Source organism: Nocardia veterana NBRC 100344, from assembly GCF_000308855.1.
GTDB classification, from domain to species: domain Bacteria; phylum Actinomycetota; class Actinomycetes; order Mycobacteriales; family Mycobacteriaceae; genus Nocardia; species Nocardia veterana.
In genome coordinates this window covers 1-11,550 of the sequence record NZ_BAGM01000024.1, presented here as the reverse complement: position 1 = coordinate 11,550, position 11,550 = coordinate 1, and the positions used below count along the sequence as shown (strand labels likewise).

Annotated in this window: 10 protein-coding genes and 1 pseudogene; 2 read left to right on the top strand and 9 right to left on the bottom strand. The window is 69.9% G+C overall.

The genetic code is table 11. The features are described from left to right. Nucleotides 1-2: 2 nt before the first annotated feature. Together mycP and eccD are read right to left on the bottom strand one after the other, a co-directional pair. Entirely contained in the window at nt 3-1,346 is a 1,344-nt protein-coding gene (gene mycP / locus ON37_RS04250) for a type VII secretion-associated serine protease mycosin (protein WP_040716922.1), read from the bottom strand. 65 nt (nt 1,347-1,411) lie between these two features. Next, a complete protein-coding gene (gene eccD / locus ON37_RS04245) occupies nt 1,412-2,872 on the bottom strand; it encodes a type VII secretion integral membrane protein EccD (RefSeq protein ID WP_245553024.1) in 1,461 nt (486 codons plus the stop codon). Nucleotides 2,873-3,073: 201 nt separating this feature from the next. Between eccD and eccA the strand changes: the two genes are divergently transcribed. Beyond that, nucleotides 3,074-4,924, top strand: a complete 1,851-nt coding sequence (eccA, locus tag ON37_RS04240; protein ID WP_040716906.1) for a type VII secretion AAA-ATPase EccA — start codon at nt 3,074-3,076, stop codon at nt 4,922-4,924. Nucleotides 4,925-4,939: 15 nt separating this feature from the next. Here eccA and eccB read toward each other — a convergent pair whose 3' ends face one another. Continuing rightward, complete coding sequence (eccB, locus tag ON37_RS04235; protein WP_040716905.1) at nt 4,940-6,433, bottom strand: type VII secretion protein EccB; 1,494 nt, start codon at nt 6,431-6,433, stop codon at nt 4,940-4,942. 313 nt (nt 6,434-6,746) lie between these two features. On the opposite strand from eccB, the gene eccE reads away from it, so the two are divergent. Then, nucleotides 6,747-8,447: a type VII secretion protein EccE gene (gene eccE, locus ON37_RS04230; RefSeq protein WP_040716903.1), complete on the top strand. Its 1,701-nt coding sequence runs from the start codon at nt 6,747-6,749 to the stop codon at nt 8,445-8,447. A 55-nt stretch (nt 8,448-8,502) separates the two neighbouring features. On the opposite strand, the gene ON37_RS04225 is transcribed toward eccE, so the two are convergent. From ON37_RS04225 to ON37_RS04200, 6 genes and pseudogenes are all read right to left on the bottom strand, one after another. After that, entirely contained in the window at nt 8,503-8,805 is a 303-nt protein-coding gene (locus ON37_RS04225) for a hypothetical protein (RefSeq protein ID WP_040716901.1), read from the bottom strand. Nucleotides 8,806-8,854: 49 nt separating this feature from the next. Further along, nucleotides 8,855-9,148 carry a WXG100 family type VII secretion target gene (locus tag ON37_RS04220; RefSeq protein WP_157171347.1) on the bottom strand — a complete coding sequence of 98 codons (294 nt, stop codon included), beginning with the start codon at nt 9,146-9,148 and terminating at the stop codon, nt 8,855-8,857. Nucleotides 9,149-9,246: 98 nt separating this feature from the next. Then, nucleotides 9,247-10,041: an ESX secretion-associated protein EspG gene (locus ON37_RS04215; RefSeq protein WP_040716896.1), complete on the bottom strand. Its 795-nt coding sequence runs from the start codon at nt 10,039-10,041 to the stop codon at nt 9,247-9,249. Continuing rightward, nucleotides 10,038-10,997, bottom strand: coding sequence for a PPE domain-containing protein (locus tag ON37_RS04210; protein ID WP_040716894.1), 960 nt, complete (start codon nt 10,995-10,997; stop codon nt 10,038-10,040). Before ON37_RS04210 ends, ON37_RS04215 begins: the two co-directional genes overlap by 4 nt. A gap of 4 nt (nt 10,998-11,001) precedes the next feature. After that, entirely contained in the window at nt 11,002-11,328 is a 327-nt protein-coding gene (locus ON37_RS04205; RefSeq protein WP_040716893.1) for a PE family protein, read from the bottom strand. A 25-nt stretch (nt 11,329-11,353) separates the two neighbouring features. Continuing rightward, nucleotides 11,354-11,550: pseudogene (locus tag ON37_RS04200) on the bottom strand (hypothetical protein); the annotation flags it as partial.

Here is an 11,550-nt window from a genome sequence, read left to right as displayed (position 1 = left end):
ACTCAGTCCAGATTCGGATCGGCATCGCCGGGCAGGCGACGCCGGAACGGAATTGCCACGGCGACACCGATTCCCAGTGCCGCCAGGCAGACGATCGACCCGATGACCGCGATCCGGCGCGGACGGGGGTCGGGTCCGGCCGGCCAGACGGGCGCCGCGACGGGCTTGGGCACATCGGCGGCGGCGCCGATCGGGAGCTGCGGAAGTTCCGCGGTCAACGCGGCCACCGGGTCGATCAGGCCGTGGCCGACCCGATCGTCGTGGCCGGTGCCGGGTCCGTGCGCGGTGCGCAGGATCCGGTCGATGACCTGCCCGGCGCTCAGCTCCGGATATCGCGCGCGCACCAGGGCGGCGAGTCCGGCCACGTAGGGCGCGGCGAAGCTGGTGCCCTGAATATCGGACGGCCCCTCCTGGGTCTGCACGCTGTCGACCAGTCCGGTGCCGCCCGGCCTGCTGTCCAGCGACACGATCTTGCGGCCGATCGCCGCGGCACCGACCCAGGGTCCGAACAGTGACAGGTCCGACGGCTTGCCGTCCGGATCGACCGACCCCACCGCCAGCACGTACGGCGTGAACCAGGCGGGTGTGGCGACGGTCTGTACCGAACCCCACCCGGTCCCGGTGTTCTGCTTCTCGCACGCACCGCCCGGCTGCAGGTTCCCGGCTGCCGCGACGACCACGACGTTGCGGTCGTAGGCGTACTTGATCGCGGCTCCCAATGCGGCATCGGCGCTGTCCGCACCGGCCGGGCTGCACGCCACCTCGGAGATGTTGACGACCGTTGCGCCCAGGTCGACGGCTCGGACGACGGCGGCGGCGAGCGTCAGCACCGTGCCGTACCCGCCCTCGGCCATGGTGCCCGGCGCCTTGCGCGCACCGCTGCTCTTCGCCTCGTAGACCTGGCTGAGCTGGCGGATGGACAGGATCTCGGCGCCCGGAGCCACTCCGGCGAAGGCGTCGTCCGGACCGGGCTGGGCCGCAATGATTCCCGCGACCAGGGTGCCGTGACCGTCGCAATCGACCGTGCCGTCGCTGTCGGAAACGTAGTCTCCTCCCGCTTGCAGTGCGGGCAGCCGCGGATGCCGGCTCACACCGGTATCGATCACCGCCACCTTCTGGCCGGCACCGGTGCTGAACTTCCACGCGGCCGGGAGATCCAGCACCTGCTGGGCGATCGGGGCGTCCCGCGGCGGCGGGCCGGCGAGAGTCGGCTCGACGCAGAGGGATTTCTGCTCGGTCGGGTCGGGCGGGGCCGGATGGGCGGCCAGTGCTTGGGCCGCGGCCAGCGCACCCGGGTCGATCGACGGCGGTGCGAGCGCGGCGGCGCCCGGCGGCGAGACGATCATCGACGCGCCGAGAATCGCTGCGCCACAGGCGGTTCGGAGCAGCCGAGAACCGAGGGCCGGGCGGATCATATGTTCCGGGCCGCCGAGTACACGTCCATGATCCACAGCACCAGCGGGATCAGCGCGACGATCAACAGGTATTCGAAGATCTCACCGGCCCGCCGGGTAACCGGAGTCACCTCCACGTGCGGGGCGATCACCCCGAACCCCACCGCGACCGCGGCGAACAGCAGCAACATCCCGGCCGCCGGCACCTGATAGTCCGGATTTCCCAGTGCCACACCGACACTCACCGCCACGATGATGCCCGCGCCACCCGCGATGAGCGTCGCGGCCTGGGTGAGGTCGGCGAACGAACGGCCCCGCAGGCACAGCACCACCGCCGTCACCAGCGCCAGCGCGATGCCCTGCCAGCGCACCTGACCGAACGGATCCGCGGCGCCGAACGCGCCGACGACCGCCGCGATCGTGCAGCCGGCGATCATCCCGGACTGATACCGGTTGGCCGCCTTGGCCCGCAGCTCCAGCCCGACCGCCGACGGCAGCGCCGTCGCACCGATGGCGCCGATGCCCTCGATGGTCGGGCGCGGCTCGTGATCGGCCGGATCGATCGCGGCGCCCGCCGTCGGCACCGGCGGCACCGGCAACCGAGCCAGACCGGCGGCCAGCCGGGGCACCAGGGAGATCACACTGATACCGGCGACCACCAGGCCCGCGCAGACCTTGGGCGGGGCGGGATACCCGATCAGATGCACGGCGGCGGCGATCCCGCCGAAGACCGCCACGGTAGCCGCCGCCGCGAACATCGTCGCGCCCACACCGATGGCGCGGTAGCCGATCACCGCGACCACCAGCATGACCGAAAACCCCAGCAGCAGCTGCGGACTGCCGAGTTCACCGGGCACGAACAACGCCGCACCGCCGGACATCAGCAGGATCGCGGCCAGCGCCAGCCAGGTGGCGGTCAACTCGTCGCCGTATCGGCGGGCGGCGAATCCGGCGGCCACCCCGGCGGCCGTCCCACAGCCGACCAGGAGGAACGCGGCGGTGACACCCGCGTGGTGTGCGCGCGACACCGCCAGCACGAACAGCCCCGATACCACCGCAAGCGTGGCGGCCACCAGTCCGGTCCAGCGCGCGGCTGCCGGTGACCAGCCCCGGAACTCCGCCGCCGTCAGACGCGACACCGCATCGATGACGTCATCGAACAGGGCCGGCGACTCCTTCGCGGAAACCTCACGCAGAACGAGCAATTCGCCGTCGAACACCTCGGCTTCGGCGAGCGTGCGGCTCGTGGCGATCGCGTCGCGGCCGAGCCGGGCGAGGGTCCAGTGCCGGGTCCGCAACGGCACGACACCGTCGTCCGATTCCCGCACGTCCGCGGTCCGCGACTCGATCAATTCGACGAGATCACCGATGAAGGCGGCAATCGGCACGGTCGCCGGCAGGCCGACGTCGAGTTGAGTGTTTCCGCCGAGGACGGAAACCCGGCACAATTCGGGTTCGACCGTACGAGTTCCGGTCACCGACGGCTCCGTCAATTCCGGCCCTCTCCCCACTCTTTCGTGAACACCGGTGAAACGACCTCACTTTTGACGACACTCACGTTGCAACCATTCGGCCGCAAAACCTAATCTATCGAACTGAACTCGCCGACGCGATCGGTAGTCTGGCGTAGGGATGAACGCACGCAATATCGCAAACGAAGATTTCGGGGTTGAAAATCAATGAGCGGCAACCGCCAAGCACAGCGCGCCTTCGACGCTGGAATCCTGTCGCTCGGCCTGAGTATCGACGGCCAAGAGTCGGTCCGCGATCTCGAGTACGCCAAATTGGCCTTCCAGCGTGCCACCGAGTGGGATCCGACGATGTGCGACGCGTGGCTGGGCCGGGCCGCCGCCGGCGAGGTGACCGAAGAGGTGGTGTTCAACCTCTACCGAACCGGCCCCACCACGCTCTACCGCGAACAACGCCGCCTCGGACTGACGCCGCGCGTGCTGGCCGGCCGGTTCCTGCCGGGCCTGTACATCGACTACCCGCTGGCGAACTACACCGAGATCTGCGCTGCCTACGCCGCACAGCTGATCGCCGGCCGGCAGTACGACGAGGCCGAGCGCGTCCTCGACCAACTGGCCGAGCACCGGCGCGGCCAGTTGGGCGACCAGGACCGCGAGGCCGACGATCGGATCTGCGCCTACGTCCGGGGCGTACTGCACTACAACACCCAACGCTGGCCGGACGTGATGTCGGTGCTGGCCGCTTCCGCCGAATGGGACGACCCCTTCCTGGCCGCGGGTGCGCACGTGATGGTCGGCTCGGCGTGCGCCCAGCTGGGCCTGTTCGGTGAAGCTGTCCGGCGCCTGGAACAGGCCGAGGCGGGCCCGATTCCGGCCGCCCGGACCACCGCGATGTTCTGCCGCGGCCTGTGCCTGCGCGAGACGGGTAACGAGACCGAGGCCCAAGCGCTGTTCGAGAAGGTGTACTCCCTGGCCCCGGATTTCGCCGCCAATACCGAGGCCATGCGCGACCGCAGCTATCGGCTCACCCTCACCAGCTCCGAGCAGATCGAATCCCGCACCGATCGCTGGGATCCGGCCTCGGCGCCCTCGACGGAGTCGATCATGCAGGCCGAGAGCGCGGACCGGGCGCAGCGCATCCTCGCCGAGGCGCGTGCCGAACTCGATCAGCAGATCGGCCTGGCGGCGGTGAAAACCCAGGTGGCGAAGCTTCAGTCGAGCGCCCAGCTGGCCAAGATCCGCGCCGAGAAGGGGTTGGCCAGCGCCTCGCGCGGACAGCATCTGGCCTTCACCGGCCCGCCGGGAACCGGTAAGACGACGATCGCCCGGATCGTCGCCAAGATCTATTGCGGCGTCGGCCTGTTGAAGACGGACAAGGTCGTCGAGGCCAAGCGCGCGGATTTCGTCGCTCAGCATCTCGGCGGCACCGCGATCAAGACCGAGGCGCTGATCGACTCGGCGCTCGACGGCGTGCTGTTCATCGACGAGGCGTACACGCTGATCCAAACCGGCCTGTCCGGGGGCGATGCCTTCGGTCGCGAGGCGGTCGACACGCTGCTGGCCCGGATGGAGAACGACCGGGATCGGCTCGTGGTCATCATCGCCGGATACGACGGCGAGATCGATCGGTTCCTGGCCGCGAACGACGGTCTGGCGTCCCGGTTCTCCAAACGCCTGCAGTTCCCATCCTACACCGCCGCCGAGCTCGGGCAGATCGGCCGGCTGGTGGCGGCCAAACGCGATTCGGAGCTGTCCGAGGATGCGCTGCGGCTGCTCGTCGATGCGTGCGAAACGCTCTACCAGGTGGAAAGCACCGATCAGAGCGGGCAGGTACGCCGCGGCGTCGACCAGGCCGGTAACGGCCGCTTCATCCGCAACGTCATCGAAGCCGCCGAGGAGGAACGCGAATTCCGGCTGGCCAACGACGATTCGGTGGATCTGAGCGCGGTGGACGAATCGGTCCTGATGCGCATCGAGGCCTCCGATATGCGGACCGCGCTGACCGGACTGATCGGCTCCCTCGGCCTGCCGGTCACGCCTGCCCTGCAGTCCGTCGAGTAATCGGACCGCCCGTGGTCAGCCGGCCTGCGGCAACGTGTCGTGGCTGACCAGGGCGTCGGCCCGGCTCAGGGTCGGGCCGGGAATGAGCTGGCCCACGATGGCCCAGGGCGCCAGGCGCGGGGTCTTCTCCAGGCCGAGTTGGGCGGCCGTGGCCCGGTCGGGGATGCCGTAGCGAATGCCGTTGTCCGCCACATAGAACAGCCCGTCCCGGCGGGGGCTGTCGGGCTCGATGCCGGTCACCTGGATGAATTCACCCGTGGCCGGCGGCACGTACACCGCGTCCACATGGTCGGGCGTGCCGGCGCCGGACATCGTGACCGGCTTCGCCGTATCCGGAAGCGGCAGCCGATTTCCCGCCAGCAGGCTGATCATCGCCCGGCTCGCGGGCCCGTCACCCGCGGCCGACGCGGCCCAGGACACGCAGGCGACCGGCGCGTCCTCGGCCGACAGGATCTTCGGGGTCCGCTGAGGGAACTGATCCACCGGTAGCGCGTTCACCACCGGAATTCCGTCCAGGAGATCCGGTGTGATCCGCTGGATCTCGCTCATTCCGTGCGAATCGGCGTTGCGGATCACCTGCGCCGCGAACGAGGTCACCGGCTGCACACCGTCGCTCAGCACCACGTACAGATTCGGGCGCCCGGGATCGGTGACACTGCCCACGGAGACCACGCCGCCGACGGGCACGCCGGCCAGTTTGCCCGGCCCCCGCTCGCCGGCCCGCGGAATCTGCGGCGGGGCCAGCGGTGCGACCTCCCGCGTGGCGTCGAGCAGGCCGGTGGTCACCGGACGCGGCCGCACCGACAGATCCACGGATCGGGACATGACCGTGTTGCGGGGATCGACGAGTGCGCGTTTGCCGTCGTAGATCAGGTAGGTCTTGTCCCCGCGGCGAACCAGCAGCGCCTCATCGGGATTCGTCGCGCGGATCCGATCGTCCAACCGCGGGCGACCCGCCAGCACCGTCATGGTGGCGCCGGTCGCGCCCGCGGCACTGCCGGTCGGCGACAGCGCTACCGAATCGCAGAGCGCCCAGGCCGAATGTGCGCCCTGCCCCGATCCGGGCAGGGCGGCCGGGGCCCCCGGAATCCCGAGCATGGGCCCGCGCGGCAGGGAGCCGAGCCTGCTGTCCTTCACCGACTTCGGTGATTCGGCGGAACCGGTGATCAGTCGTGCCGACGCGAGATTCAGCACCGGGTGCAGGGTGACCTTGGATTTGTCGGGATCGCCGCCGTTCCCGTCCGGGACCACGACGTACAGCGCCCCGCTCTCCTTGCCCATCACGATGTGCGCGTCACCGATCGACCCCTGCGGCCGCAGGAAGGCCAGAATCGCGCACCCGGCCACCGCGAGTACGCCGAGTACCGCCCCGACGAGCAGCGAACGCGACTGCGAGCGCATCGGATCGTGCAGCATCCGGACGTCGCGGCGGACCAGGGCGTGATCGAGGCGCCGCAACAGAAAGCGATACCCGTTGACCTGAGCCCGGGTCGTCAGTTGTGCCGGCACGCAAACTCCACAATATCCATGGTCGGCGTCCGGCGTGACCCTACGTGGTTACGCGGGCTGCCTTCTCGGCCGGGAACGCCGACACCTCGAACTCCGACTGCGCCTTTATCATTCGACACGGTACCGTAATTACGGCGGCGAAACCGACTCGCCCGCCGATAGTAAGGGCCGAATCACAAGACCACACAATGACGGCCGTACCGCTGTGAACAATCGGGAAACAATGGTAAAAGCCAGAGCCAACTCCGACGGAATTTTATTTCCGTCCCGCATCGCATCGCCACGTCCCGAACATTCACGCACAGCAGAAGTATTGCGCGATCCGGAATTTCCATTGCTACGCGCGTATCCGCTGCGCCTGGTGATTCCGGTGCTCCTGCTGGCCGCCGCGGCCGCGTGGGGTGCGCTGGCGGGCGGCCTGCCGGTCGTCGCCGCGGCCGGGATCGGCGTCGCGGTCGCGGTTGTCGCCCTGGCCCCGGTTCGCCGCCGGGACCCGCGGACCGTCGCCGGAATCTGCGCCCTCGTACTGGGCTACCGGTGGCGGCGTCGACGCGACCGCGACCGCAGCTACCCGGAACCGTTCGACGTTCCACTGCCGGAGGGCGGCAGCTATGGACTGCGGTGGGACGGCGACCGGCTGATCACCATGCTGCGGATCGAGCCGCCGCCGGACACGCTGACACTCCTGCGCCGCGGCGCCCTGAGCACCGATCAGCTCCTGCCGCTGGCCGAGATCGCCCGCTGCCTGGGGCAATTCGATATCACCCTCACCTCGATCGACGTGATCAGCACCGGTTCCCGCACCGCCCGAACAGGTTTCGTCGCGCAACTGTACGACCGGATCCTGGGACCGCTGCCCGCCATCGCCCATCGCACCGTGTGGCTGGTGCTGCGACTGGACCCGCTGGCCAATGCCGAGGCGGTCGAAAGTCGCGGCGGGGGCGCCACCGGCACGATCCGCACGGCCGTCATCGCCACCCGCCGGGTCGCGAACCGGCTGGCCGCCCGCGATATCGAGGTCTCGGTCCTCACCGCCAACGAGATGAACAGCGCCGTCCGCCGGCTCCTGCACGGCCACACCCTGGACGAGCTGGACGAGACACCGGAAGCCTTGCGCTGCGGCGAACTGCATCTCACCAGTTACGAAATCGGTTCGGAGCTCATCGATTCCGCCAGCTTCGCCACGCTGTGGGCCACCCCGAGCGTCGCGACCACCGTCAGTCTGCGGCTGAAGCCGGCGCCCCAACGATCCGGCCGCACCGATGCGCCCGCGGCGATCGTTCTCGACGCGGTGGTGCGTTTCGATACGACCACGCCCTACACCGCGCCGCCCGTACCCGGTCTGCGGGCACTGCCCGGCCGGCAACTACCCACCCTGCTGGACACCCTCCCGATCGGCAGTCGGGCACGCCGTGGGGCGGATCCCGGTCACCGCGGCCCGATCACCGCGCTGGCCGAGATCATGGTGCCGACCGCTGGATGCGGTCAGCTGATCGGCGCCGACGCCACCGGTCAGGGCATCGCGGTGCCGCTGGTCGGCGAGGGCACCCGGCACGTCGAGGTGGTGGGGAAGCTGGACCTCGCCCAGCAGGTCGTGCTGCGGGCGATCGCGCTCGGCGCGCGGAGCATCGTGCATACCGACCGACCCGAGGCGTGGCAGTCGATGGTGCGCAATATCGGTGCGCCCCAGCTGCTTTCACTCGCTCCACGACTGTCCGGAACCGGCTCGCACGTGATCGCGCCGGGAATCTCCGGGCCCACCTTCCACCTACCCACCGTGCTCGTTTTCGACGGCATCGTTCCGGCCTCCTCCAGCGGCGGCGCGACCATCGTGCACATCCGTTCGCCGCACGAGCAGGGCGGCCATTTCGTCCCGAACGTCACGCTGTTCCAAGATGAATCCGCACCCAATGTGATCACCGTGCGGACCCCGGCGGCCCAGGCAACCGTGCAGATGGTGACCACCCCGGACGAGATGCGGTACATCGGGGAATCGCTGGTCACCACCCGCTGACAGACGAAACGGCCGGCTCCCCGGCGAAGCGGGGAGCCGGCCGTCAGGCGTGCGGTCAGAGGCCGGCGAAGCCGTCGCCGATCTTGCCGTCGGTACCCAGCGCGCGGTGCAGCGCGCTCTCGACCGCCCCGGCGACCCGCTGCAGCACCTCGAGCGTGTGCTGGTATTCGTCGTCCCACTGCTTGGCGACGACCATGAAATCCTCGTGGGCCTTGTTGTCCTCCCACGCGCTCTGCAGAATGCCCTTGGCGTCGTGGATGTCGTTGCCGTAGGTGAGCAGGTTGCCGTGCGAGCTGTTCAGGTCGTTGAACAGCTGCGTCATCTCGGCTGCTTTGTATTCCTGAGTGCCACCACTCATTGCTGTCTCCTGTCGAGGCGGATCGGTAGGTGTGGCCGCGAGCGGTTGCTCAGAGGCCGATCAGGTGCTGGAACTCCGAGTGGTTCTCGGTCTCCATCTGCTCGAATTGCTTGGAGCCGTGGCCGACCTGCTGGGTGATGCGGTCGAGCAGACCGTGGATCTTCTGCGACTGCTTACCCCACTCCTCGGCGGCCGCGCCGAACGCGTCGCGGGCATCGCCGCGCCAGCCGGCGGCGTTGGTGACGTCGGTGTCGATCTTGTGCAGGGCGCTGCGCATGTTGTCGACGGCGGCCGCCATCGCCTGTTCGGCCTTCTTCGCGAGAGCCGGATCAACGTAAACCATGATGGAACCTTTCATTGCGAGATGACACGGCCCGCAAAGGTTTCTGGGACAAACCTTTCCGGGGAGTTCACTGAGTTACCGCTCGGGTCGTTGGGCAACTATCGGTCTACCCACCTCCCCCCGGGCAGTGCTTCGATCAGTGCCGAAATCGCCTGCGCGACACGGTGGTCGGTGCCCGGTGTGACGGTCGACCACACTCGCCGGTCCGGCGCCAGACCGGGAGCGGCGACGATCCGGCCGCGACCGGTGTCGTAGACGACGGCCGCGCCCGGGGCTCGGGTGGTGACGCCGTCGTCGTGGGCGTAGGCCACGATTTCGGCGTAGGCATGACAGTCCGCGAAGGCGAGACCGTAGGCGGTGGCGTCGCTGCCGGTGACACCGAGGGCATAGACCGCATCCGCGTAGTCGGCGGAGGTCTGCGCCGCATCCAGGCGCTCGGCCACCTCGTCGGCGGGCGCGCTGAAATTGGCCACCTCCGCCGGCGCGCACGGACCGAGCGCCGCGAACAGTGGCCGCATCAGGGCGGCGCTCGGTTCGTCCGCCCAGACCGGCCGGATATCGATGTCGTCTCCGGTGCGCACCGCCAGCGCGTGCCGACCGCCGCGGTGCGCCAGGCAGATTCGGATCGGGTGCGGGTCCCGGGTGAACACCCGTGCCACCAGTTCGCGGTCGGGCTGCGCCAGCGTATGCAGGGCGGTGGCCAGGTCCCGCTCCACCTCGCCGTGCGCGTCGATGACGCCGGCGGCGGTCAGCGCCGCCGCCGCGCGACGCTGCGCCTCGGCCCACTCGTCGAACGAATCCTGTTGCGGGCCGACGGAAAGCACCAGTGGCAGAGTTTGCACCCCGAGGCGTTCGGCGAGCACCAGCACTCCGTCGTTGGTCACCACGGTCATGCGGCACCGCCCTTCGCGACGGCGCGGCCACTGCCCTGCCCGGCCGCCTCGCCGAGCACCGCCGGTGCGGCGACGATGCCCAGATCGGCGCCGATATCCGCGCCGGCGTACCCGGCACGCGGCTCGTGCTCCTGTTCTTCAGCCGCGTTCGCGGCCGCGGCCACCGGCGCATACGGCAGCGGCGACGCAGCGGTTGCCTGCTGCGCCGGAACCAGCTGCGGTACCGCGGTTTCCGTCGTCTGCGTGGCCGCCACGAAGGCCGTGGGCCGGTAGGCCGTCAACACCCGTGGTACGGCCGCCCCCGCCGGCAGCGGCGCCGCCGCGATATCCGGCACGTTCACGGCCGCTCGGCCCGGTGGTGCCGCCGCGGCCTGTTCGGATTCGAATGCGGCCGCCGAGGCGATGACCGGGGGCTGCTGCTGCTCCCACGGTTCCGCCAGCGGTGCGGTCGCGCCCTCGTAGGTCTGCATAACCCGCGCGGCGGCCGCCTTGGCCATATCGGTGTCCTCGTCGGCGCCCGCGGCGACCGCCCGCACCGGTGCGCCGAGGGAGACGCCGAGTTGCCGCAGCGCCTGCTGAATCGTCTGCAGCGCGGCGAGTTCCCCGGCATCGGGCATGGCCAGACGCGCCACCTCGTACGCCGCGGCCTGGATGCCGGCGCGCTGGGCGTTGGCCGCCGCCGCGGCGGCGGCGTCGGCGAGCCAGTCGCGCAACGTCGCGACCTTGTCGAGCACCGGCCCGCTGTTCGCGGATTCCCACGCGCCGCGCAGGCCGGCGACGATCTGATCGTATTCGACTACTGCAGCGCCGAATTCGGCTGCCAATCGCGACCATGCGGCACCCGCCTCGGCCATGGGGACCGCGCCCGGCCCGGTGGTCAGATCCCGCGCGAGCCGGTCCGGCTCGCGCGCGGGCCAGACCACTCCGGTGAATCCGGGTTGCGGTGGCTCGATCATCGGCTCAAACCGCCCCACCGAATTCGGCGACGCTCTCGTCCTCGCTCCGAGCGAACTGCCCGGTCTGCGACCGGACGGTGGCGGCGAGTTTGCGCAGCTCGAGAATCCCCGCAGCGGCGCTGTCCGAATAGGACGCGGCCACCTGGTTCATCGTCTGCGCCGCCCGGACCGAGACCTCGTCGACAGCGGCGGGCGCCACCGTCAACGCGGCCTCGTCGGCACGCATCCCGGCCTCGAGCCGGTCGGCCAGGCTGTCGAGACGCCGCGCCGCCGCCGAGGCCGCCGCCGCGTCGAACCGGACACCGTCGAGTTCCACACCACTGAGGGCCATGATTACCTCCTGTATTCGGACCGTGTCAGAGCGTGAGCGCCTTGTCCGGAGGCGGCTCCGGGGCCTGATCGGTGGCCCCGACCACCGGTGGCGTGACGCCTTCGAGATTGCCGACGACCTCGTCGCCGTGCTGCGCGTTCACCAGGTTGCCGGGAACCCCGCCGCCGGCATCGCCGGCGCTGCGGGCGGCCGCCGCGGCACCACCGCCGAGCGGCATCATGC

Bases quoted from the DNA above. Each gene is read 5' to 3' on its own strand.
- mycP (WP_040716922.1), bottom strand. From the start codon at position 1,346: ATGATCGTCTCGCCGCCGGGCGCCGCCGCGCTCGCACCGCCGTCGATC.
- eccA (WP_040716906.1), top strand. From the start codon at position 3,074: ATGAGCGGCAACCGCCAAGCACAGCGCGCCTTCGACGCTGGAATCCTG.
- ON37_RS04225 (WP_040716901.1), bottom strand. From the start codon at position 8,805: ATGAGTGGTGGCACTCAGGAATACAAAGCAGCCGAGATGACGCAGCTG.
- ON37_RS04220 (WP_157171347.1), bottom strand. From the start codon at position 9,148: ATGGTTTACGTTGATCCGGCTCTCGCGAAGAAGGCCGAACAGGCGATG.
- ON37_RS04215 (WP_040716896.1), bottom strand. From the start codon at position 10,041: ATGACCGTGGTGACCAACGACGGAGTGCTGGTGCTCGCCGAACGCCTC.
- ON37_RS04210 (WP_040716894.1), bottom strand. From the start codon at position 10,997: ATGATCGAGCCACCGCAACCCGGATTCACCGGAGTGGTCTGGCCCGCG.
- ON37_RS04205 (WP_040716893.1), bottom strand. From the start codon at position 11,328: ATGGCCCTCAGTGGTGTGGAACTCGACGGTGTCCGGTTCGACGCGGCG.